Raw genomic sequence first — 23,994 nt, 5'->3', positions numbered from 1 at the left:
ATCAGTTGAGTTTGAAGTCAACCGTATCGCGCACCAGGCTCATGGAAGCCGGTTTTCCCGCTGCCTCGTACTCATAGCGCCATGCACGCGCATGCTTGAGCGCGGCCTCATCCAGCAGCGGGTGACCCGTGGACCGGGCCACGATGATCGCCTGCGGCTTGCCCTGCGCATCCAGTAGAAGCGTCAGCTCGACGCGCCCCTCCTGCTGCTCACGAATGGCGGCAGGGGGATAGAACGGTATCGAAACCGGCTGACGTTTGTGCCAGCCCCTGCCTGTGGAAATCAACGGCGTGCTGGATGGCAACGGGCAGCGCGCGGGCAGCTGCAGCGCCAAGCGCACCGGTGATGTTTCACCCACGGAGATGGCCGGCGCGCCGCAGGCGATGACCGACACCGCCTGCAACATTGCCTGCTGGCGTGCCAGCGCGGCTGCGTCAGCGGCGTCGGCATGGATGGTGCACCGCCCTGCTTCCGCCTGGGACCGCAGCGCGTCAACGCCGGCATCGCGAATCGCGGTCACCTCGGACAAGCCGCCGCAGGCCGCCCCTGCCTCGTATCGTGCCGCCGAACCGTCACAGGCTGCCAATAGCGCCAAAACGCACAGCGCAATCGGCATCCATGTGCGAACCATCCTGTTGTGTTCCATGTTGTGCTCCATGCGTTCAACCGACGACATGGTAGCGCCCCCGCCGTCCTTGCCACGTTCACCTTGCGGCAGGCATCCCCCTACGGCCGCCAATTGGCGTTGTTCTCCCAGAATTCCACCGAACGCCGGTACGCCTCGCGGTCCAGCGGCACGCCGGAACCGCCCTCCTCCACACCCAGCGCATTGCGCATCATGGTGATCGGGGCCATCGGCACTTCTTCCGGTTCGGCGGTATAGATGCAGCCGACGATGCCCCAGTCCGCTTTGATCGGCGAGCCTTCCTTCGCCAGCTGCTCGGCGCTGTACAGGATCACCACCAGATAGTTCGCGCGCGGCGATTCCACACCCTCGAACCAGCGCACCAGTACCGGCAGCTCCTCGCGGTTGCGCGCTTCATAGCCGCTTCGCAGCAGGTGCCGGTTGGCCTCGGTCACCGGCACGGTCAGGCAGCGCGTGCTGGTCCAGTTCTCGTAGACGAACAGTTTGCAGAACGGCGCATAGCCATCCAGCACCTTGAACGGCGCGTGCGCGTTCAGGTGCGCCTGGAACTGCTCGGCGCTGACGTCCTGGATGGTGTTGCCACGCGGCACGCGCGGGAACAGGCGGGGACGGGCGAATTCAGTGAGGACGATGGACATGGTGTGGTGGCAGCAGAAGGTCCAGCACAGAGTAACCTCCGCGGCCCGGCCGAGGGGCCGCGAACCGAAGGTCACTGGCGCCAGGGCCGCCATTGTCGCACCCTGCCGGTGACCTCCTGCAAGGATCGCCGGCTCATGGAAGCAGCACGCGCATTGTCCTCCTCCCCTCGCCGCCGCTGGAAGCGATTGGCCTTGGTATTCACCGCCAGCCTGGCAACGCCTCCCTTGCTGTTCGCCGCCGCATTGTTCTGGCCACTGCAGGCGCCGCCGAAGCCTGAAGCCGGCAACAGCCGCGTGATCGTGAATGTGCGGGTGCTGGACGTGGTGAACGGACAGGCCAGCGAGCCCACCACGGTGACGGTACGCGAAGGCCGCATCGCTGCCATTGGCGATGCGACCACGGATCCCGCGCTACCGGTGCTTGATGCCGGCGGCCGTTGGTTGTCGCCGGGATTCTGGGACATGCATACCCACGCCTTGCAGTTGTCGCCCCAGCTTCAATTCCCACTGATGGTGGCCAACGGCATCACCGGCACACGCGACATGATGGATTGCCCGCAGCGCACTGATCCATTGATCGCCTGCGCGGCCGACAAGCGCCGCTGGACCGCCCAGGCCATTGCAGGGCAGCAGGTCGCGCCCCGCTTCGTGCAGGTGGCCAGTTTCTACTTCGAAGACCCCGCGATGCGGGCCGATGAAGCGGTGCGCCGCGCACGCGAATACGATGCCCGGGGCATCGATGCCCTGAAGGTCTACAACCGGTTGCGCGCGGATACCTACCAACAGCTGGCTGTCGAGGCACAGCACCTGCAGCGTCCGCTGGTCGGCCACCTGCCCAAGGCAGTTTCGCTGCAGGATGCGCTGCAGGCCGGCCAGCGAAGCTTCGAACATGCGCATGTATTTGCCCGCCACTGCTTCGCCAATGCCACGCAATGGCGCGAAGGCAAGCTCGATGGTGAGGATCCAACGGCGCTGGCCGAGCAGATGGTCGCAGGTCACCAGTCCGCAGTCTGCGAGGAAGCGTTCGCGCTGATGCACGCCAGTGGTGCCGTGTTCGTGCCCACCCATGTCACCCGCGAGGAAGATGCGCGCGCCCGTGATCCGGCCTTCATCAACGACCCTCGTCTGGCCTATCTGGATCCATTGTCGCGCTGGGCCTGGCGCGATGATCTTCAGGCTACTGCCGCACGTTATCCCGGCCGCCGTGGCGATGCCGCACTGCAGGCCTACTTCCGCCATGGCCTTGCGTTGACCGGCGCCGCCCATCGCGCTGGCGTGCAGGTACTGGTCGGCACCGACACTGGCCTGGGAGGATTCCGCTACCACGATGAACTGCAATGGCTGCAGCAGGCCGGCCTGGGCCAGGCCGATGTGTTGCGCGCGGCCACACTGCAGGCCGCGCGTCACTTGGAACTTCAGTCCGTGCACGGCAGTGTGGCGGTAGGCAAAGCCGCCGACCTGGTGCTGCTCGACGGCAATCCCCTGCAGGACATCCGCAATACCCGCCGCATCCATGCGGTGCTGCTCGCAGGCCATCTTTACGACCGCCCGCGCCTGGATGCGCTGCTGGACCATGCGCGCACGCAGGCACGTTCTCCGGCGGTGATGGCGAGGCTGCTCTGGGGCTTCCTCACCAGTCCAGTCAGTGCAGAGTTATGAGTGCGTGTCGGAGCTTCCGCTTACAGCGCCATCCGCTCCCGCAGTTCCCGCGCCTGCCGCCGTGATACTTCCACTTCGCTGCCATCATCCAGTGCCAGGTCGTAACCATCACCCACGCTGGGTGTCACCGCGCGGATGCGGCGCAGGTTCACCAGCGTGTTGCGGTTGGCACGGAAGAACATGTCGGGTGGCAGCCGTGCTTCCAGCGCACTCAGGCTGCGACTGAGCAGAGCGTTCTCGCCGCGGAACCACAGGCGGGTGTAGTTGCCATCCACAACAAGGCGGCGGATCTCGCTGACCGCCACGAACCAGCAACGCTCGCCGTCGCGCACGAACACCTGGTCATGCGCACCCAGCGTGCCACGCGCCGCCGGCAATTCGGCCTGCATGTCCTCGCGCTGGCGTGCCCGCTGCAATGCTTCCAGCAGTCGCGGCGCCTCGACCGGCTTGACCAGGTAATCCAGCGCGTTGGCCTGGAAGGCGCGCACCGCATAAGTGTCGTATGCGGTGACGAACACCACTGCCGGCACGCGCTCCAGCCCGTCGAGCACGTCGAAGCCGCTGCCGGAGGGCATCTGCACATCCAGCAGCACCAGGTCCGGTGCCAGCGTGGCGATCGCCTCGCGTGCCGCCGGCACGTCATCGGCCTCGCCCACGCACTGCACCCACGGCCAGGCCGACAACAGCGTGCGCAGTTCCTGCCGCGCCAACCGCGCATCATCGACAATCAATACACGCAGCATGCCACTCATTGCGGAATCTCCAGCACGGCCTGCATACCCTGGCCCACCGGCTGCAGGGTGAAGCGCCCCTGGCTGCCAAGCTGCGCGCGCAGATAGGCCAGGCCGATGCCATGACCATGGATATCGTCGCTGCCGCTGGGCCGTGGGTTGTCCACCTGCAGGCGCAGCACGTCATGGTCCAGCGCGGCATGAATCCGCACCTCGCCACCGCCCGGGCGCTGGGCGATGCCGTGCTTGATCGCGTTTTCCACCAGCAGCTGCAGCGCCATCGCAGGCAGCTGTGCCTGCAGAGCGTCGGCATTGATGTGGCGTTGCACCTGCAGGCGCTGCTCGAAGTGAATGCTTTCAATGGCCAGATAGTCATCAACCACGGCCAGCTCCTCGGACAGGGTGACCTGCTCGCTGCGGTTGTGTGCCAACGCTTGGCGCAACGTGCGCGACAGCCGGGTGACCATGTCGCGCGCGCGCTCGGGGTCTTCCAGGATCAGCGCCCGCAGGTTGTTCAGTGCATTGAACACGAAATGCGGATTGAGCCGCGCACGCAGCGCGTCGCGCTCCAGCGCACTGCGCTCGGCCTCGGCGCGCAGGCGGGCCAGTTCGGCATGGCGCGCACGGCGCACGCTGTGCAGGCCGGCCCACACCGCGGTCCACAGGCCCAGCACCAGCACCGTATTGAGCCAGTAGAGCACGCGTGCGAGTGGGCGGAAATCGGCCGGCCGGCCAGCGAAATCCACCCAACCCAGCGCCAGTGCCGGCTGCAGCACGGCCGTCAGCAGCAGCTGCGCCAGGGCCGCGCCCAGCAACACCGCCAGCGCCAAACGCACGGCCAGCGCGCCGACCTCCAGCTGCCACCAGTGGCGCGCCACCGCCAGCGCACGCACGGCGCCGCTGACGGCGCACAGCGCAATGGCCAGGCCCACGCTGATCAACGTGCCGCCACTGCTGGCGCCCGCACCGAAGGCCCCGCTCATGGCCAGACTGAGCAGGCCGAACAGCATCCAGCCGATGCCGTTGATCAGCCAGAAGCGCAGCGTGGAAGTGGGATCAGGCATGGTGGAAACCCAAGGCAGCAAGCATCAGCGGTGGCTGTCCAGGAACGCCTGCACCTGCGCCTGCAGCCACTGCGGATCATCCCACATCAGGAAATGGTGGCCGCTGGCACTCAGTTCGATGCGCACATCTGGCAGTGCCGCGTACTGCGTCTGGACGATCGTGCGCGCCGAGGCTTCGGTGGCACCGAATGCCTGGTACGACGCCCACGCACCGAGGACCAGGGTGGGCGAACGGATGCCCGCCACGTCCTGCCGCAGGTCATGCACCAGCAGCGAATACATCGCACCCGCCGTGCTGGCACGGTCGCTGTCGCGGCCCCAGCGCTGCAGTTCCGGCAATCGCGCGGCGACGTTGGTCAGCGGCGCCAGTGCCGCCTCGGCCTGTGCCCGGTAGCTGGCCGCGTCCGCCGCCAGCATGGACGTGCGCATCTGCCCGGCCAGCGCCCGCACGCTCTGCGCAGTGGCCTGCGGGTTCTGCATGCCAGCGTAGAACGGCACCGCGTCCACGATGATCAACGTCCCCAGCGCATCCGGTTCCTGCACGGCCATGGCCAGGGTCAGCACGCCGCCCAGGCTGTGGCCGATCACTGCCGGACGGTGCAGCTTATGGTCGTGCACATAGGCCAGCACCTGATCACGCATGGCCGACAGGAAGTCGTCCGGCAGCGGATCAGCGGGCGCCGCGCCGGCAAAGCCCGGCAGCTGCAGCAGATGGCACTGCACGTCCTTCAGCGCCAGACAGGTCTCGCGCCAGACCTGCGCACTGCTGTTCAGGCCGGGAATCATCAGCAGCGGACGGCCGGTGCCGACGACCTCGACCTGGACGGTGCCACTGGCCGGGGTGGCGGCATGCGCCAGCCCGGGCCCCAGCACCGTCATCGCCACGCCCGTCATCACCAGCCGTGCCAACAGGCTCTTCATTGCACTGCTCCTTCATCGGGCAAAATTGCCACGGCAGCAGCGTGGCGGCGGAGCGGGATTCGCGGTTGCGATTCAGGAGCAACGGCCCGGCAGCCGGGTGAACGGTCGCGCGCGACGGGCCAGTTCTTCACACCCTGCAACTTCGCATCCATCTTGATGGAGCGATATACTCAACCGCACCCGCCGCCATCGCCCGTGCCATGACTGCCATCAGCTTCGAGTTCTACCCGCCCAAGACCGATGAGCAGCGTGGCCAGCTGGACCGTGCCGCCGCCCGGCTGAAGGCCTACGCGCCCGACTATGTGTCCTGCACCTTCGGCGCCGGTGGCTCCACGCTCAGCTACACCTCCGAAACGGTGCGCCACCTCAACCAGCACCATGGCTTCGACGCGGCACCGCACCTGTCCTGCGTGGGCGGCACCCGCCAGGAGATCCGCGAACTGCTGAAGCTGTACCGCGCCATCGGCTGCCGCCGGCTGGTCGCGCTGCGTGGCGACCTGCCCTCGGGCATGGGATTCCCCGGCGACATGCGCTATGCCGCTGAACTGATCGCCTTCATCCGTGCCGAACACGGCGATGCCTTCCACATTGAAGTGGGCGCCTACCCGGAAACCCACCCACAGGCGTCGGATGCGTTGGCCGACCTGCGGCACTTCAAGGCCAAGATCGATGCCGGCGCCGATGCCGCCATCACCCAGTACTTTTTCAACGCCGATGCGTATTTCCACTTCGTGGATGCCGTGCGCAAGCTGGGCGTGACCGTGCCGATCGTGCCGGGCATCATGCCCATCGCCAACTTCAGCCAGCTTCGCCGCTTTTCCGAACAGTGCGGCGCCGAAATCCCGCGCTGGATCAGCCGCAAGATGCAGGCCTACGGCGACGATGCGGAATCGGTGCGGGCGTTCGGTGCCGAAGTGGTCGCCGGGCTGTGCCAGCGCCTGGTGGACGGTGGCGCGCCGGGCCTGCACTTCTACACCCTGAACCTGGCCAAGCCAACGGTGTCGGTGCTGAAGCTGCTGCAGGGCTGATTACGCACAACTTTGTCGGCATCGGCGTTACGCTGGGGCCATGAATCTCGCAATTCCCGCCGTGCTGGCTGTCGTGCTGGCCAGTCTGCCGATGCTGGCCCACGCGCAGGCCACGCGCTTGAACCGCTGCGTCGATGCGCAGGGTCAGAGCGTGTACACCGATCGCCCCTGCGACAGCCTGGGCGCGCGGTCGCGGCAACCGCCACCCGCTCCCGCCGGTGCCACCGCGCAGCGCGACACACTGGGTGCGCAGTGCCCGCGCCGGCTGAGCGAGCTGGTGCAGGCGGTGCAGACCGCCGTGGCGACCGGTGATGTGAACCGGCTGTCGTCGCTGTATCTGTGGGGTGCGGTGTCCGATGCAGGAGCGCAGCGCATCCTGGGGCAGCTGGAATCCGTTGTGCGGCGCCCGCTGGTGGATGTGATGCCGGTGTACCCGCAGCAGATGGTGGATGAGGGTCAGAGCCCTGCGGTGCAGGGATCCGACCCTGAGGAACCTGAGACGCCTGTGCGCCGGCACCCGGTGGGGCTGCGGCTGGAGCAGACGCTGCCTGGCAGCGCTACGCGCGCGGCCACGGTGGTGGGGTTGCGGCGGCAGTACGGGTGTTTCTGGATCACCCTTTGAGATCGCATCCACGGGTGGGGTCGGATCCGCGCGCAGCGCGGCTCTGACCCTGCCTCAACCTCTGGCAACCTTTGGGGGCAGAGCCGCGCGCAGCGCGGATCCGACCCCTCAGGCGCCCCCTCAGGTGGGCCACAGGCCGCGGATCGCGGCGATGCCCTGTGCACCGTGGCGGCGGGCGTCGGCCACGTGGTGCGGTTCCATCCCGCCCAACGCGTAGATCGGCAACGACACCTGCGCACGCAGCGCAGCGAATCCTTCCCAGCCCAGCGGCGTGGCACCGGGATGGCTGGCAGTGGCCTGCACCGGTCCCAGCACTGCGAAGTCACAGCCCAGCCGCTGCGCAGCCTGCAGCTGGGCCAGGTCGTGGCACGAGGCGGCCACCAGCTGGTCGGCCGGCAAGGGCCGCTCGGCCAGCGCCAGCACCTGCTCACTGCCCAGATGCACCCCGACTCCCAGCGCCGCGGCCAGTTCGATATCGCGGTTGACCAGCCACTGCGGTCCACCGCGACGGAGGAAGCCGATGGCGCTTTCGATCAGCAGTCGGCGCTGCGGGTGCTGCGGTGGCAGGCGCAACTGGATGCGCTGGTGGCCGGCGGCAACCGCCTGCTGCAGCCGCTGCTGCCACTGCTCTGCCAGCGCGTCATCGTCAGCCGGCGCCGGGGTGATCAGGTACTGGTCGGGCTGGCGCAGCGCAGCAACCACTGGCAGATCTGCCGGCGGCATCGAATAGCGGCCCAGCTTGTCCTGGGCTACCCAGGTGATGGCCTGGCCTTCGCGCCCGCGCGGGCTGCCCCTCCAGCTGCGCACATGGCGCACTTCCAGGGTCAGGTGCTTGTCGGGGTAATGCTGCGGCACATCCATCAGCCAGTCGCCGATGTCGGCCTCGATGCCCAGTTCTTCGCGCAGTTCGCGCACCAGCGCCTGGTCGGAGGTTTCACCCGGTTCGCGCTTGCCGCCGGGGAATTCCCACAGCCCGGCCATGTCGCGGTTCTCGGTGCGGCGGTTCAGCAGCACGCGGCCGCGGGCGTCGGTGATGACTGCGGCCACCACATGAATCGATCGTTTCGGGGGAGGCATGGCCAGAGCATGCCCAATCGGCGGCGCCCAGCGCAACCCTGAAAGGGGGGCCCCGTGCGGGGCCCCCGGACTACATCCACGCAGTACGCGTGATCAGAACTGCACGTTCCAGGTCATCTGCGCGCCCAGCTCGTGCTGGCCGCCACCGGCGCGGCCCTGTGCGCCCAGCGACAGACGGCTGTTGTCGCCGATGTTCACCGACACGCCCAGCTCGGCGATGCCGACGTTGCGGGCCAGCGGCACGCCATCGATGCTGAAGGTGCTGCTGCCCACTGCAAAGCGCTGGCGCGAGCTGCTGCGCACACCGCCGGCCGCGTTCTGCCAGGCCAGGCCGGCCACCAGGCGGGCACCGTCGTCCTGGCCGGCGCTGATGTCCCAGCTGGCACGCAGGCCGGCCGTCGCGGTCCACACCTCGTCCTTGCTGGCATCGATCACCAGCGCCGTGCTGCCGCCGGTTTCCTGCGCCGCATCGGTGGACAGGCGGGTGTACGCCACGGCCACGTACGGGGTCAGCACCAGGCGGTCCAGGTCCATGTCCCAGCCGCCTTCGGCGAAGCCGGACACGGCATCGGCGCTGTAGCCGGCGCGCAGGCGCTGCTGCATGCCACCGACGATCGACGTGCGATCGGTATCCAGGTCGTAGTCGGCATAGCTGGCACCGGCGGTGAACCAGGCTTCGCCCATGCGGTAGGAGGCGTACAGGCCACCGTGCACGGCATCGACATCGGCCTTGCTGCTGCGCGCGTCCACCTGCTGGCGCAGCGTTTCGGCACCGGCAGCCAGGCCCACGGTCCAGGCTTCACCGAAGGTCCAGTCCAGGCCGGCCATCAGGCCTTCGCGGTGCTGGCGGCTGCGGGCGCTGCCGTGGTCGCCGTCCTGGCGATTGGCGGCGCCACCGCCGGACAGCCAGAAGCCACCGCCCTGTGCCTTGATCGTCGGGTCGGTACGCAGGCGCTGGGAAATGCCTTCACGCAGGAAGCGATCGTCCAGCAGCAACGCACGGTTGCTGGCGTGGATTTCGCCCGACAGGTGATCGAAGGCCAGCCGCGCTTCGTCGGCGTCCAGCATCAGCAGCTGGTTGTACAGCGCCAGCGCTTGCCCGGACTGCTGCAGGGTATCCAGCGCGCCGGCAATGGCCAGGTGGTTGCCGGTGGCGGCAACGGCACCGAACACGGCCGGCGGGGTCACGCCACCGCCCTCGCCCGGGGTACCCGGCGTGCCCGGATTCGGGTTCGGACCCGGACCCGGACCCGGATCGGGGCCAGGGCCAGGCCCCGGGCCCGTCTCGTCACTCTTCACCGCGATCAGCAGACGCACGTCGTTGCCGGTCTGCACCAGGCTGGGGTCGAGGAAGGCCGAACGCGAGATCACGTCATCGAACTGGCCTTCAATGCCGCCGGCCGCGGTCAGGATCGTGTAGCTCTGGCCATTCTGGTAGCTGGTGGCCGGGTCCAGCGCGGTGATGCGCACGCCGGTGGCACCGTGTTGACCGGCATAGTTGACCTTGCCCAGGTAGGCCTTGCCGGCCACCGTCAGCAGGTCGGCCTGGCCGTTGCCCAGCACGTCCACGTCGTAGAACGCCTTGCCGGCGACCTGCTCCGGGGTGACGGCCATGTTGTTGAAGTACAGGTCACCATCGATGGTGATGGCGCCCACACCGTTCTGGCCCGGCGACAGCACTGCGCCGTTGCGCACGAAGGTCTGGCCCACGGTAGCGTTGCCGGCCAGCACGCCGCCGTCGCGGATATTGGCGGTCGAGCTGCGGATGATCGCGCTGCCCAGGCCCGAGCCGTAGTTGATTTCCTGCTGGAACCCAGACGCGCCGTTCAGCACCAGGGTGCCGCCGGTCACGGTGATGTCCTGCGTGACCGCCTGGCTGCTGCCCGTGTAGCCCTGGCCGGTATAGGTATCGGAGTTGATGACCAGGGTGCCGCCGCTGACGTTGATGTCGCCGCCGAAGGCGGTCAGGTCACCGTCCAGCGTGGTGCTGCCGGCCAGTTGATGCAGGCCACCGTAGGTCATCGACGCAGAGGAGCTGGCGATGGTGTTGGACAGGGTGATGTCACCGGTGTGGTTGAACAGCAGGCCGCCCTGGCCGTTGTTCATGGTGATCAGCGAACCGTCCAGTTCACCGGCCGCTTCGGCCGCTGCCCAGGTCGGGCCGTCGGCAGCGGTCCAGTCCTGCAGGCCGCCACCGATGACCAGGTAGCCGCTGTTGTCCAGGGTATAGCCGGTGCCGGCGCTGAGCTTGGCGCCGTTGTTCACCACCAGCACGCCGAGCGGATCGAAGGTGGTGCGGCCAACGGAGATGCCGTTGGCAGCGGTGATGGACGAGCCCTCGCCGCTGACCAGGACCTGTTCGGGGTAGAGCGCGGCGGTGCCCTTCGGGAAGTCCGAGCCACCGGACACACTGAGGGTGTCGGTGCTGATGCGGGCGCCGTCGAGCACCTGCAGGTCGGTGGTGACTTCCATCACACCGGTGTTGATCCACTGGCTGTCGGCACCGGTCAGGGTGGCCTTGGCACGGCTGGCGCCGGTACCGGCACCGAACGAGTTCTTGATGTTGGCCACGTTCGAACGGATCGCGCCGCCGTTGTCGATCAACAGGCTGGCCGTGGCATCCACGCGCGCCGATTCGATGGCCGAACCGGCACCGCTGACTTCAATGCGGCCGACCTGGCCCCGGTCACCCGACGAACCGTCCGGCGTTTCGGCGATCAGCGAGGTGGTGGCACGCAGCACGCCACCGTTTTCCACGCGCAGCAGCGCATTGCCGCGATCGGCCAGTTCGAAGGTGTCGGTCAGCACGGTGCCGGCGCCAGACACGCGCATCGTACCGCTCGAGCCGGCACTCTGGCCGAGCAGGATGCCCTGGGCCACCAGGGCGCCGTCGGTCACGTTGACCGTGCCGGTGGCGCCGCTGGCGGCGCCCACAGCCAGGGTCTGGCCAACGTTGACCGTGCCGCCGCTGGCAACGTTCAGCTCGCCCTGGCCGCGCTGGCCGACGATCAGGTGGTTGTTGGCGATGTTCAGTACACCACCGGTGTCGACGGTGACCGAACCGGTGCTGCCTTCGTCCGCGCCGATGCGCATGCCCTGCAGCAGGGTGGAACTGTTGACCGCGGTGGTGTCGACCACGCCGCCGTCGCTGATCACCAGACTGCCGCTACCGGCCTTGCCGATATCGATCTGGCGTGCGGTGAGCTTGGAACCCACGCCGCTGACCAGCGCTGCACCCTCGCCGCCGGACACATTGCCCAGCACCACGTTGCGGGCCACGGTAACGGTGCCGCCGCCGGTCAGGTTCAGCACGCCCTGGCCCGCATCACCCACGCGCATGTCGTCGAACGTGTTGGTCAGCACGACGCTGCTGCCGAGCCCGGTCACGTTCAGGGTGCCGACGCCGCCAATCGCCGTACCCAGCGAAACCGGGCCATTGGCGGTCAGCACCGCGCCTGACACCAGGTCGATGGTGATCGGCGAATTCACACCGATGCGGAAGCCATCGGCGTAGGTGGCGCTGTCGGACACGGTCTCGTTGTCGGTGAAATCGTGCACGGCGGCCAGCGCCGACTGCGCGGGCAGCGCGGCCAGGCCCAGCGCCAGCAGCAGCGCGCTGCGCAGCGACGACGAACGGTGGACGTGGCCGACGCTGGCGCGGCCCGACGAATGTGACGTGGTGAGTTCAGATGCAACCTGCATCTGGCCGGTGGTGTGGTTGAACACCTGGCGATAGATCCTGTTCATGAAGCTCCATGTGTTTGTCGATCAGGGATGCGCGGTGTCGCGGGGGCGACATCGACGCAGCTCCGCCGGCAGGTTCTGCAGTCCCACCGCAGAGCCCGTGCAACATACGGGCGCGAACGGGGCATGCCCATGGCGCGGGTCTGACTTTGATGTGGGGGTTGTCCCGACACATGGGTCAGATAAATCTGAAAACTCTCGTTATGGGAAATGGTTCACAAGACGCATCTGCCAGAACAAAAAAAGCCCCGCATTTGCGGGGCTTTTGCGACTCAGCTCGGTTTACTCAGCTCAGCTCAGCTGACCGTGGCAGTGTTTGAACTTCTTGCCGCTGCCGCACGGGCACGGATCGTTGCGGCCGACCTTCGGTTCGTCGCGCTGGCGCTGCGCCACGCCCTGCTGGGCGGCCTGCACCTGGGCGGCTTCTTCGTCGGCGCTGTAGCCGCCGGCATCCTGGTGCTGGAACTGCGACTGGCTCAGGCGCGCCTGCGCCTGCTGGCGTTCTGCCGCTTCCAGTGCCTGCACTTCCTCGTCGCTGCGGATACGCACGCGGGCCAGCAGGGTCACCACTTCGCGCTTCACGTTTTCCAGCATGTCCGAGAACAGCTCGAAGGCTTCCTTCTTGTATTCCTGCTTGGGCTGCTTCTGTGCGTAGCCGCGCAGGTAGATGCCTTGGCGCAGGTAGTCCATGCGGGCCAGGTGTTCCTTCCAGCTCTGGTCCAGCACGGTCAGCATCACGTGCTTTTCCAGCGCACGCATGGTCTCTTCGCCCACGCCGGCTTCCTTCTCGGCGAAGTGCTGGTTCACGCGCTCCAGCACCTTGGCGGCAATGGCTTCGGCGTCCAGTTCTTCGTGCGACTTGACCATGTCGACCAACGACATCTGCAGGCCGAAATCCGATTCCAGGGTGGCTTCCAGGCCGCGCAGGTCCCACTGTTCGTCGATCGAGTTCGGCGGCACGAAGCGCGCCACCACGTCGAAGATCACATCGTCGCGGATGCCATCGACGTTGTCCTTGACCGATTCGGCGTCCAGCAGTTCATCGCGCTGGGAATAGATCACCTTGCGCTGGTCGTTGTTGACGTCGTCGAAGTCCAGCAGGTTCTTGCGGATGTCGAAGTTGTGCGCTTCCACCTTGCGCTGCGCCTTCTCGATCTGGCGGCTGACCAGGCGGTCCTCGATGACGTCGTCTTCCTTCATGCCCATCATGCGCATGGCCTTCTGCACCCAGTCAGAGGCGAAGATGCGCATCAGGTTGTCTTCCAGCGACAGGTAGAAGCGGGACGAACCCGGGTCACCCTGGCGGCCGGAACGACCACGCAGCTGGTTGTCGATACGGCGCGATTCATGGCGTTCGGTACCGACGATGTGCAGGCCGCCAGCGGCCTTCACTGCATCGTGGCGCTTCTGCCATTCGGCCTTGATCGCGGCCTTCTGCTCGTCGGTCGCGTCTTCGCCCAGCTCGTGGATTTCCGCTTCCAGCGAACCGCCCAGCACGATGTCGGTACCACGGCCGGCCATGTTGGTGGCGATGGTCACGGCGGCCGGGCGACCGGCGTTGGCAACGATGGTCGCTTCGCGGTCATGCTGCTTGGCGTTGAGCACTTCGTGCTTCACACCGGCCTTGCGCAGGTGCTCGGACAGCATTTCCGAGGTTTCGATCGAGGTGGTACCCACCAGCACCGGCTGGCCGCGCTTGGCGCACTCTTCGATGTCGGCCAGCACCGCATTGAACTTGCCCTTGCGGTTCAGGAACACCTGGTCCGGGCTGTCCTTGCGGATGGTCGGGCGGTTGGTCGGAATGACCACCACTTCCAGGCCGTAGATGCTCTGGAATTCGAATGCTTCGGTATCGGCCGTACCGGTCATGCCGGACAGCTTCTTGTACATGCGGAACAGGTTCTGGAAGGTGATGCTGGCCAGCGTCTGGTTCTCGCGCTGTACCGGCACGCCTTCCTTTGCTTCCACGGCCTGGTGCAGGCCGTCGGACCAGCGGCGGCCGGACAGGGTACGACCAGTGAACTCATCGACGATGACCACTTCGCCGTCGCGCACGATGTAGTCCACGTCACGCTGGTAGATGGCGTGCGCGCGCAGTGCGGCGTTCAGGTGGTGGACCACGGTCAGGTTCTGCGCCGCGTACAGGCCTTCGGTCTGGCCGTCGAGGATGCCTGCGTCGACCAGCAGCTGCTCGGCGTGCTCCATGCCCGCTTCGGACAGGTGCACCTGCTTGCCCTTTTCGTCGACCCAGAAGTCGCCTTCGCCGTCTTCGGCTTCCTGCTTCACCAGGTTCGGCACGATGCGGTTCACCCGGATGTACAGCTCCGGGGAATCGTCGGCCGGGCCGGAGATGATCAGCGGGGTACGCGCTTCGTCGATCAGGATGGAGTCGACTTCGTCGACGATGGCGTAGTGCAGGCCGCGCTGGTAGCGGTCGGCCTTGGACAGCGCCATGTTGTCGCGCAGGTAGTCGAAACCGAACTCGTTGTTGGTGCCGTAGGTGATGTCGGCAGCGTAGGCTTCGCGCTTGTCGCTGTGCGGCATGCCCGGGTACACCACGCCCACGCTCAGGCCCAGCCAGTTGTACAGCTTGCCCATCTGCGCGGCGTCGCGGCGGGCCAGGTAGTCGTTCACCGTGACCACGTGCACGCCCTTGCCTTCCAGCGCGTTCAGGTACACCGGCAGGGTCGCCACCAGGGTCTTGCCTTCACCGGTGCGCATTTCTGCGATCTTGCCCAGGTGAAGCACCATGCCGCCGATCAGCTGCACGTCGTAGTGGCGCATGCCCAGCACGCGGCGGCCGGCTTCGCGGCAGACCGCGAAGGCTTCGGGCAGCACCTTGTCCAGGGCTTCACCGCCGGCGATGCGCTGCTTGAACTCCGGCGTCTTGGCCTGCAGCTGCTCGTCGGAAAGCTTCTCGATCTCCGGCTCCAGCGCATTGATCTTGGCGACGATGCGGTTGAGCTGGCGCAGCTGTCGTTCGTTACGACTGCCAAATACGCGGGTAAGCAGGCTGTTGATCATTGAAGGAACCGGGTTGGATGGACACAGCGGCCCGGTCGTCCCCCTGGGGATCCGTCCGCCGCAAACGAAACAGGGCGCCTGGCGCCCTGTCGATGGCAACACCCATTGTAGCTTGGGACGGGCGGCAGGGGTTTCAAGCGCTGATCCGGCCGCAATCGTCCCGGATTGGCCAAACCGGTAGCGCCGGGCCATGCCCGGCGGTCTCTCACGGTTCACCGCGCTTCGCGCTCGCGGGGCATGGCCCCGCGCTACCTCCAGAGGGCTCAGCCGCGGCTGATACGGCCCACCGGCGTGTTGCCGCCGTCACCCAGGAACTTGCGCGGGTTGACTACGTTGCCGTTTTCCCAGACTTCGAAGTGCACGTGGGCACCGGTCGAGCGGCCGGTGGAACCGGCCTTGGCCACTTCCTGGCCGGCGCGCACCAGGTCGCCCACCTTCACCACCAGGCGCGAATTGTGCGCATAGCGGGTCACGTAGCCGTTGCCATGGTCCACGTCGACCACGTTGCCGTAGCCGCCCTTCACCCCGGAGAAGCTGACCACGCCATCGGCCACCGACATCACCGGGTCACCGACGCGGGCGTGGAAGTCCATGCCCTTGTGGGTGGCGGCACCGCGACCGAACGGGTCGGCGCGGGTACCGAAATTGGAGGTGATGTAGGTGTTGCGGATCGGCATGCGCGAGGGCACGGCGTTCTGCTGCAGCTGGTGGTCGAACATCAGCGATTCCATCACCGACAACTGGCGGCCTGAAGCAGCGAAGCGCTGCTCCAGCACCTGTAAGTCGGCGTTGACGTCCTTCACCGGGATGTCCGCGGTCGGGCCGCCGGCATCGCCGTCACCCAGGCCGGGGGTCTCGTTGAAGTCGAATTCGCCGTCTTCCAGCTTGCCCATCTGGGTCAGCCGTTCGCCCAGCGCGTTCAGCCGGGTAGCCTGGGCCTGCAGCTCGCCCATGCGCGCGGCCAGTGCGTTGACCTGGGTCTGCGCATCGCGCTGGACCTTGGCCAGCTCGGCCTCCTGGCGGTCGACCTTGGCCTGCAGGCGCGAGTCGTTCAGCGCGCTGGCGCCGAAGCCGCCGGCAAGGCCGATAATGCAGCCTACCCCCAGCACGCTGCCCAGCAGGGCGCGGGGGCGGTCCTCGAAGTAGAACCGCAGACGCGTGAGCGGCGATTTGGCCTGACGTTCACGCGTTTTGATTACGATCTTTTTGAATGCCATCAGTGAGTTTTCATGTCTGAGCCGAAATCCAGCGTTCGCCCTGCGTCCAAGCCGAAACCGGCCCTGGATGCAGTGATGGCGGACAAAAGCGGGAACCCGCTGCGGCGTGCCTTGTGGCTCGACGCGCTGGACCGTCAGTTGCGCCCCCAACTGCCGCCCCCGCTGCGCAACCGTTGCCGGTTGGCCAATGTGGACGGCGAACACCTCGTTTTTCTCGTCGAATCCCCGGTCTGGCATGCCAAGTTGCGGCTTGCCGAAGCCCAGTTGCTCGACGCGGCCCGGTCCATCGGGCTGAAGGCCACCAAGGTGACCATCAAGACTGCGTCTCCCACTCCCTCGCGCTCCCCAGCGCACGACAACCGGAATGGCCCCCACGCAGTTTCAGCCGCCACGCACAAAGGGCTACGCGACGCCTTGGCAGCCTTGCAGGATGTCCCCGGTAAAACGGGAAAAGGGTCCTGATGGCAGCGGAGCATCCGGCTCCGCTCCCCGTCGCGCGTGTCACCGCAGCGTGAAACATTTTCGGGGGCCGGGTCGCATCCTAGCGGCACCCCGTGGTCGAGTCGTTAGATTGTTGTTAAAACAACGTTAAATTCAGGCTTTCGATCGGCCAGGTTCACAAAACCGTGACCCGGTGAGCGCATTCACGTCACGCTTCACGGAGCCGGCCGTCAATAGCCACGGAAACGACAACGCCGCCCTGGAAGGCGGCGTCATTTCTTTTCAATTCAACAACTTGGTCTGTTACGCGTACGCCGGCATGGCATACACCACCGGGTCTTCCACGCTGGGCGATTCGTAGGTCACCCACTCCCAGGCGGTGGCATCGGCCATCAGCGCCCGCACCAGCTTGTTGTTGAGCGCATGACCCGACTTGAAGCCCTCGTAGGCCCCCAGCACCTGGCCACCGGCCAGATAAAGATCGCCAATGGCGTCAAGAATTTTGTGGCGCACGAATTCGTCGGCGTAGCGCAGGCCGTCTTCGTTCAACACGCGGAACTCGTCCAGCACGATGGCGTTGTCCATCGAACCGCCCAGGCCCAGGTTGCGCTCGCGCATGTATTCCAGGTCGCGCATGAAACCGAAGGTGCGCGCGCGGGAGATTTCCTTGGTGTAGGCCTGCGTGGAGAACTCGATTTCCTGGCGCGACTGCTTGGCCGGAATCATCGGGTGGTCGAACTGGATGGTGAAGCCCAGCTTGTAGCCCTCGTACGGGGTGAAGCGGGCCACCTTGTCGCCCTCGGTCACTTCCACGGTCTTCAGCACGCGGATGAAGCGCTTGGGCGCGTTCTGTTCCACGATGCCGGCCGACTGCAGCAGGAACACGAACGGGCCGGACGAGCCGTCCATGATCGGCAGTTCCGGCGAGGACAGTTCGACGATGATGTTGTCCACACCCAGGCCGGCCAGGGCCGACATCAGGTGTTCGACAGTCTGGATCTTGGCGTCGTTGCAGGTCAGGCCGGTGCACAGGGTCACTTCGGTGACCAGTTCGGCCTTGGCGGGCACTTCCACCACCGGGTCCAGATCGACGCGACGGAACACGATGCCATGGTTGACCGGTGCCGGGCGCAGGGTCATGTAGACCTTGTCACCGCTGTGCAGGCCAACGCCGGTGGCGCGGATCGTGTTCTTGAGAGTGCGTTGCTGGATCATGGGGGGCAGACCGGAAGTGACACACTAGATTAACACGCAGGGTCCCATACCCCGGCTGAAACGCCGTGTAGACGCCGGTGGGACGCGCGAAGCAAGGCGGCCGGGCCCATCCTGGCCCGGCGCCTGCATTTCAGGACATGGTGGCGCAACCCGGGGGGGACAAGCCCCGGGCTACCCCGCTCAGTCCGCCTGGCGGCGCAGGAACGCCGGGATGTCCAGGTAATCGTTGGGCAGTTCTGCCGCCGCCGGCGACGAAGCGCTCGGTGCCGACGGGGTGGACGCAGCCACGCTGTCGCTGCTGGCACGGCGCAGGCCCAGGCCCATGCCGCCCACGGCCTTGGACACCGCATCGCCGCCGTTGTCGAAGTCGCCGAATTCCGGCTGGCCGGTAGTGGCGTTGCGCACCAGCTTGATCGGCGCACGCTCGCCCGGGCGCTGGCTCTTGCTGGCCGAGACACGGTTCAGGCCGGTGGCCACCACGGTCACGCGCACTTCGTCCTGCATGTCCGGGTCCAGTACGGTGCCGACCACCACGGTGGCGTCTTCGGAAGCGAAGCCATCGATGGTGCGGCCGATCTCGTCGAACTCGGCCATGGTGAAGTCGGCGCCGGCGGTGATGTTGACCAGGATGCCGTTGGCACCGGCCAGGTTCACATCGTCCAGCAGCGGGTTCTGGATGGCAGATTCGGCGGCGGCCTGGGCGCGGTCATCGCCACGGGCGGTGCCGGTACCCATCATCGCCAGGCCCATTTCGGACATGACGGTGCGCACGTCGGCGAAGTCGACGTTGATCAGGCCCGGGCGCACGATCAGATCGGCGATGCCCTGCACGGCGCCCTGCAGCACGTCGTTGGCAGCGCGGAACGCCTGGATCATGGTGGCGTTGCGGCCCAGCACGGTGATCAGCTTTTCATTGGGAATGGTGATCAGCGAGTCGCAGTGCTGGCTCAGTTCCTCGATGCCCTTCAGCGCCACCTGCATGCGGCGACGGCCTTCGAACGGGAACGGCTTGGTGACCACGGCCACGGTCAGGATGCCCATTTCCTTGGCCAGCTGGGCCACCACCGGTGCCGCACCGGTGCCGGTGCCGCCGCCCATGCCGGCGGTGATGAACACCATGTCCGCACCCTGCAGGGCGTCCATGATGCGCTCGCGGTCTTCCAGTGCGGCCTGGCGGCCCACTTCCGGATTCGCGCCTGCGCCCAGGCCCTTGGTGACGTTGGTACCCAGCTGCAGCTGCAGCTTGGCACCGCAATTCTTGATGGCCTGCGAGTCGGTGTTGGCGGTGATGAATTCCACGCCATCCACTGCCGAGTTGACCATGTGCGCCACGGCATTGCCGCCGCCGCCGCCCACGCCAACCACCTTGATCACCGCATTGGGTGCCATCTTTTCGATCAGTTCAAAATGCGCCATGTCCGTGTCCTCGTTGTATCCGCTTTCGGTGGCATGGGCGTTCAGGCCTCCTGCCTTTGCGCGTCATGTTGCCGTTGCGGCTGTGTGGGTTGTGTGTTGCCTTGAAGCGGTACTGCAGGTGTTGCGGGTGTTGCGACCGGGCAAGCCCGGGTGTTGCAGGTTGCGCGTCAGAACTCGCCGCGGAACCAGGTCTTCAATTTCTTGAACATGCTGCCGGCGCGGCCGGTGGGCAGCGACGGGCGACGCGGGTGTTCGTTCTGGCTGCCCATCAGCAGCAGGCCCACACCGGTGGCATGCACCGGGTTGCCCACCACTTCGCCCAGCCCGGTCACGTGCTGCGGAATGCCCACGCGTACCGGCATCTGCAGCATTTCCTCGGCCAGTTCGACCACGCCTTCCATCTTCGATGCACCACCGGTCAGCACCAGGCCGGCACGCACCAGTTCCTCGAAGCCGGAGCGGCGCAGTTCGGCCTGCACCATCTCGAAGATTTCCTCGTAACGGCCCTGCACCGCCTGCGCCAGCGAATGGCGAGGCATGCGGCGCGGCGGGCGGTCGCCCACCGACGGCACCTGGATGCTTTCCTCGGCGGTGGCCAGCTGGGCCAGGGCGCAGGCGTAGCGCACCTTGATCTGCTCGGCTTCCGGGGTGGGCGTGCGCAGCATGTGCGCGATGTCGTTGGTCACGTGGTCGCCGGCGATCGGCAACGATGCGGTGTGGCAGATCGCACCCTGCACGAACACCGCGATATCGGTGGTGCCCGCGCCCATGTCCACCAGCACCACGCCCAGCTCCTTTTCGTCGGCGGTCAGCACCGCCACGCTGGACGCCAGCGAGGACAGCACAAGGTCGTCCACCTGCAGGCCGCAGCGCTGCACGCACTTGCTGATGTTGGCCGCGGCCGACTGCGCGCACACCACCAGGTGCGCATGCACCTCCAGGCGCACGCCGGTCATGCCCACCGGGTTGCGGATGCCTTCCTGCGAATCATCCAGCACGTATTCGCGCGGAATGGCGTGCAGGATCTTCTGGTCGGCCGGGATGGCCACGGCCTTGGCCGCATCCAGCACGCGATCCAGGTCGCCCCAGGTCACTTCACCGTCGCGGATCGGCACGATGCCCGGCGAATTCTTGCACTGCACGTGGTTGCCGGAAATGGAGGCGTAGACCGAACGGATCTCGCAGCCGGCCATCAGCTCGGCCTCTTCCACCGCACGCTGGATCGACTGCACGGTCGATTCGATGTCCACCACCACGCCGCGCTTCAGGCCGCGCGACTCATGCGAGCCGATGCCGATCACTTCGATCGGGTTGCCCGGCGAATACTCGCCCACCAGCGCCACCACCTTGGAGGTGCCGATATCCAGGCCGACGATCAGCGATTTGTCACCCTTGCGATTCATGTCCTTTCCTGCGTCCTTCGTGCCGGGGTGGCTGGCGCGTCGGCCGGGGGCGGGGTGCCCCAGCTCAACGTGAAACCATTGGTATAGCGGAGGTCCGCCCGTTCAATCGGTGCGGCCTGGTTGGCCAGCTGCGGCAGCACGCGCACGAAGCGCTGCAGGCGCGAGCGGGCATCGTCGCGGCCCACAACCACTTCGGTGCCATTGCTCAGCAGCAGCGACCAGCTGCCGCGCGCGTCCATGCTCAGCCGGCGCACATCCACGCCGGCCGGGGCAAACAACGCGCGCGAATCGTTGTAGAGCTTCACCACTTCTTCGGTCTGGCTGTCCGGGCCGTCCAGCTCGGGCAGCTGCAGGTCGGCCAGCTTCTTCGGCGTGGGGAACAGCTTGCCCTGCTCGGACAGCAGGCGGTCGTTGCCCCAGCGGGCGAACGGCTTGTGTTCGACCAGGGTCACTTCCAGCACATCCGGCCACTGCTTGCGCACGCGCGCGCTTTCCACCCAAGGCAGCTTTTCCAGCGCGTCCTGCGCATCCTGCAGCTTCACCGCGAAGAAACCGGCGTGCGCATACGGCAGCAGCACCTGCTGCAGCTGTTCCGGCGGCACACGCTTGAACTCACCGTGCACGCGCAGCTTCGCCAGCGGCCAGCGCTCGGCGCCGACCCAGCCGTTGACCACGGCCACCACCGGCAGTGCTACCACCGACAGCGCCAACAGCCAGACGAAGATGCGCAGCACCGCGTTCATGCGTGCGATGCCTCCAGGGTCTGTTCCAGCACGCGCCACACCAGTTCCTCGAAACCGATGCCGGCCTGGGCGGCAGCCTTGGGCACCAGCGAATGACTGGTCATGCCCGGGGCGGTGTTCACTTCCAGCAGGAAGAAGCGGCCGCTGGCGCGGTCACGCATCACGTCCACCCGGCCCCAGCCACGGCAGCCCGCCGCGCGGAAGGCGGCCAGCGCGATGCGGCCGATCTCTTCCTCGTCGGCGCCGTCCAGGCCCGGGCACAGGTACTGGGTGTCTTCAGCAATGTACTTGGCGTTGTAGTCGTACCACTGGCCCTTGGGCACGATGCGGATCGACGGCAGCGCCACATCGCCCAGGATGGCCACGGTCAGTTCGTCGCCCAGCACCATCTGTTCCATCAGCAGCTGGCCGTCGTAGCGCGCGGCCAGGGCCACTGCTTCGTCCAGACCGGCGTCGTCGGTCACCCGGCTGATGCCCACGCTGGAGCCTTCATTGGCCGGCTTGACCACCACCGGCAGGCCGAGCTCGGCGGCCAACGCATGGACCGTGGATGCTTCCACTTTCCTGTACTGCGGGGTGGGCAGGCCCAGCGACAGCCACACCTGCTTGGTGCGGATCTTGTCCATGCTCAGCGCCGAGCCCAGCACGTTGGAGCCGGTGTAAGGCACGCCGAAGGCGTCCATCAGGCCCTGCACGATGCCGTCCTCACCGCCACCGTTGTGGCCGTGCAGGATGTTGAACACCCGGTCGATGCCACCGGCGGCCAGCGCCTTGGCCAGCGCCGGAATGCCGTCGACGGCGAACGCATCGACGCCGCGCGCCTGCAGCGCTTCCAGCACATTGCGGCCGGAATCGAGCGAGACCTCGCGTTCACTGGACGTGCCGCCCAGCAGCACGGCCACGCGGCCGAACACGGCCGGGTCGGTGCTGCGCAGCGGCGGGAAGGTCAGCGTGCTCACGCCTGGCCCTCCGTCTTGAAGCCTTCCACCGCGATCTGGCTGGCCACGGCGCCGATGTCACCGGCGCCCATCATCAGCAGCAGGTCACCGTCCTGCAGCACGTCCGGCAGCACGCTGGCCAGCTCGGCGGCCTTGCCCACCACCACCGGCTCGCTGCGGCCGCGCGCACGGATGGCGCGGGCCAGCGCATGCGAATCGGCACCGGCGATCGGCTCTTCACCGGCCGGGTAGACCTCGCTCAGCACCAGCGCATCCACGCTGGACAGGACGGCGGCGAACTTGTCGAACTGGTCGCGAGTGCGGCTGTAACGGTGCGGCTGGAAGGCCACCACCAGGCGCTTGTCGGTCCAGCCACCGCGCGCCGCAGCGAACACTGCCTCCAGCTCGCTGGGGTGATGGCCGTAGTCGTCGATGATGCGCACCTTGGCGCCGCTGGCGGTGGTCACTTCGCCCAGATCGTTGAAGCGACGGCCGACGCCGGCAAAGCTTTCCAGCGCACGCGCGATCGCGTCCGGCGCCACGCCCAGCTGCCAGCCCACCGCCGCAGCGGCCAAGGCGTTCAGCACGTTGTGCTTGCCCGGCAGGGCCAGCACCACTTCCTGGCTGGTGCCCTGCGGCAGGCGCAGGGTGAAGCGCATGCGCGAACCTTCCTGCACCACGTTTTCCGCACGCACGTCGGCCTGCGGGCTCATGCCGTAGCTCATCACGTGGCGCGGGGTCTTGGCGGCCAGCGCGGCCACTTCCGGGTCGTCGATGCACAGCACGGCCAGGCCATAGAACGGCAGGCGCTGCAGGAACTCGGCGAACGCGGCCTGCACGCGGGCAAAATCGTTGCCGTAGTTTTCCAGGTGGTCGGCATCGATGTTCGTGATGATCGACATCAGCGGGTTCAGGCGCAGGAAGCTGCCATCGCTTTCGTCGGCCTCGGCCACCAGCCACTGGCCACCGCCCAGCTTGGCGTTGGCACCGGCGGCCAGCAGCTGGCCACCGATCACGAACGTCGGGTCCAGACCGCCTTCGCTCAGCACCGCCGCGGTCAGGCTGGTGGTGGTGGTCTTGCCATGGGTGCCGGCCACGGCGATGCCGCGGCGGAAGCGCATCAGCTCGGCCAGCATGGCCGCGCGCGGCATGATCGGAATGCGCTGGCTGCGCGCTTCCATCAGCTCGGGGTTGTCTTCGCGGATGGCGCTGGACACCACCACGCAGTCGGTGCCCAGCACGTTGGCCGCCGAATGGCCGCGCATGATGCGCGCACCCAGACCGGCCAGGCGGCGGGTGGCCGCGTTGTCGGCGTTGTCCGAACCGGACACTTCGTAGCCCAGCGTCAGCATCACTTCGGCGATGCCGCTCATGCCGGTGCCGCCGATGCCGACGAAATGCACGCGCGGGAACGCGCGCACCAGATCGTTGGTGTCATGCAGGCGGCGGATCATGCGCGGCCTCGCG

At 67.0% G+C, this 23,994-nt stretch carries 19 protein-coding genes; 4 read left to right on the top strand and 15 right to left on the bottom strand.

The genetic code is table 11. From position 1 onward, the window contains the following. Position 1: 1 nt before the first annotated feature. Positions 2-676, bottom strand: a complete 675-nt coding sequence (locus C1931_RS03505) for an energy transducer TonB (RefSeq protein WP_159095447.1) — start codon at positions 674-676, stop codon at positions 2-4. 50 nt (positions 677-726) lie between these two features. Continuing rightward, positions 727-1,284, bottom strand: a complete 558-nt coding sequence (locus C1931_RS03500) for a DUF3228 family protein (RefSeq protein ID WP_108755426.1) — start codon at positions 1,282-1,284, stop codon at positions 727-729. Between the two features lie 135 nt (positions 1,285-1,419). On the opposite strand from C1931_RS03500, the gene C1931_RS03495 reads away from it, so the two are divergent. Continuing rightward, the gene (locus C1931_RS03495; protein ID WP_108755425.1) at positions 1,420-2,943 is read left to right on the top strand and encodes an amidohydrolase family protein; all 1,524 of its coding nucleotides are present in this window, start codon (positions 1,420-1,422) and stop codon (positions 2,941-2,943) included. 20 nt (positions 2,944-2,963) lie between these two features. Here C1931_RS03495 and C1931_RS03490 read toward each other — a convergent pair whose 3' ends face one another. From C1931_RS03490 to C1931_RS03480, 3 genes are read right to left on the bottom strand one after another with little or no spacing between them, the layout of a single operon-like run. Then, positions 2,964-3,695, bottom strand: coding sequence for a LytTR family DNA-binding domain-containing protein (locus C1931_RS03490; RefSeq protein WP_108755424.1), 732 nt, complete (start codon positions 3,693-3,695; stop codon positions 2,964-2,966). Further along, entirely contained in the window at positions 3,692-4,738 is a 1,047-nt protein-coding gene (locus C1931_RS03485) for a histidine kinase (protein ID WP_108755423.1), read from the bottom strand. Before C1931_RS03485 ends, C1931_RS03490 begins: the two co-directional genes overlap by 4 nt. A 24-nt stretch (positions 4,739-4,762) precedes the next feature. Next, a complete protein-coding gene (locus C1931_RS03480) occupies positions 4,763-5,659 on the bottom strand; it encodes an alpha/beta hydrolase (protein ID WP_234412871.1) in 897 nt (298 codons plus the stop codon). Positions 5,660-5,859: 200 nt separating this feature from the next. On the opposite strand from C1931_RS03480, the gene metF reads away from it, so the two are divergent. Together metF and C1931_RS03470 are read left to right on the top strand one after the other, a co-directional pair. Further along, positions 5,860-6,687 (top strand): methylenetetrahydrofolate reductase [NAD(P)H], encoded by an 828-nt coding sequence (gene metF, locus C1931_RS03475; RefSeq protein ID WP_108748541.1) that lies wholly within the window; start codon positions 5,860-5,862, stop codon positions 6,685-6,687. A gap of 40 nt (positions 6,688-6,727) precedes the next feature. Then, entirely contained in the window at positions 6,728-7,309 is a 582-nt protein-coding gene (locus C1931_RS03470; RefSeq protein ID WP_108755422.1) for a DUF4124 domain-containing protein, read from the top strand. 120 nt (positions 7,310-7,429) lie between these two features. Here C1931_RS03470 and C1931_RS03465 read toward each other — a convergent pair whose 3' ends face one another. The 4 genes from C1931_RS03465 to C1931_RS03450 form a co-directional block, all read right to left on the bottom strand. Beyond that, a complete protein-coding gene (locus C1931_RS03465) occupies positions 7,430-8,386 on the bottom strand; it encodes a Nudix family hydrolase (RefSeq protein ID WP_108755421.1) in 957 nt (318 codons plus the stop codon). Between the two features lie 93 nt (positions 8,387-8,479). Further along, entirely contained in the window at positions 8,480-12,133 is a 3,654-nt protein-coding gene (locus C1931_RS03460) for an autotransporter domain-containing protein (RefSeq protein ID WP_108755420.1), read from the bottom strand. A 288-nt stretch (positions 12,134-12,421) separates the two neighbouring features. Next, a complete protein-coding gene (gene secA, locus C1931_RS03455) occupies positions 12,422-15,154 on the bottom strand; it encodes a preprotein translocase subunit SecA (protein ID WP_108755419.1) in 2,733 nt (910 codons plus the stop codon). 263 nt (positions 15,155-15,417) lie between these two features. Further along, entirely contained in the window at positions 15,418-16,371 is a 954-nt protein-coding gene (locus C1931_RS03450) for a M23 family metallopeptidase (protein WP_108752183.1), read from the bottom strand. Positions 16,372-16,383: 12 nt separating this feature from the next. On the opposite strand from C1931_RS03450, the gene C1931_RS03445 reads away from it, so the two are divergent. Then, positions 16,384-16,833, top strand: coding sequence for a DUF721 domain-containing protein (locus C1931_RS03445; RefSeq protein WP_108748535.1), 450 nt, complete (start codon positions 16,384-16,386; stop codon positions 16,831-16,833). A 282-nt stretch (positions 16,834-17,115) separates the two neighbouring features. Here C1931_RS03445 and lpxC read toward each other — a convergent pair whose 3' ends face one another. From lpxC to murC, 6 genes are all read right to left on the bottom strand, one after another. Next, a complete protein-coding gene (gene lpxC / locus C1931_RS03440) occupies positions 17,116-18,027 on the bottom strand; it encodes a UDP-3-O-acyl-N-acetylglucosamine deacetylase (protein ID WP_108748534.1) in 912 nt (303 codons plus the stop codon). A 180-nt stretch (positions 18,028-18,207) separates the two neighbouring features. Beyond that, complete coding sequence (gene ftsZ / locus C1931_RS03435; protein WP_108748533.1) at positions 18,208-19,443, bottom strand: cell division protein FtsZ; 1,236 nt, start codon at positions 19,441-19,443, stop codon at positions 18,208-18,210. A gap of 167 nt (positions 19,444-19,610) precedes the next feature. Then, positions 19,611-20,846, bottom strand: coding sequence for a cell division protein FtsA (gene ftsA, locus C1931_RS03430; protein ID WP_079220634.1), 1,236 nt, complete (start codon positions 20,844-20,846; stop codon positions 19,611-19,613). Continuing rightward, a complete protein-coding gene (locus C1931_RS03425) occupies positions 20,843-21,589 on the bottom strand; it encodes a cell division protein FtsQ/DivIB (protein ID WP_108748532.1) in 747 nt (248 codons plus the stop codon). The genes ftsA and C1931_RS03425 overlap by 4 nt, the downstream gene beginning before the upstream one ends. Beyond that, positions 21,586-22,548 carry a D-alanine--D-alanine ligase gene (locus C1931_RS03420; protein WP_108755418.1) on the bottom strand — a complete coding sequence of 321 codons (963 nt, stop codon included), beginning with the start codon at positions 22,546-22,548 and terminating at the stop codon, positions 21,586-21,588. Before C1931_RS03420 ends, C1931_RS03425 begins: the two co-directional genes overlap by 4 nt. Next, entirely contained in the window at positions 22,545-23,981 is a 1,437-nt protein-coding gene (gene murC / locus C1931_RS03415; protein ID WP_108752181.1) for a UDP-N-acetylmuramate--L-alanine ligase, read from the bottom strand. Before murC ends, C1931_RS03420 begins: the two co-directional genes overlap by 4 nt. Positions 23,982-23,994: the final 13 nt, after the last annotated feature.

Source organism: Stenotrophomonas sp. YAU14A_MKIMI4_1, assembly GCF_003086855.1.
In the GTDB taxonomy this organism is placed as follows: domain Bacteria; phylum Pseudomonadota; class Gammaproteobacteria; order Xanthomonadales; family Xanthomonadaceae; genus Stenotrophomonas.
The sequence above is the reverse complement of the archived record's forward strand: the minus strand, read 5'-3'. Positions and strand labels throughout refer to the sequence as shown.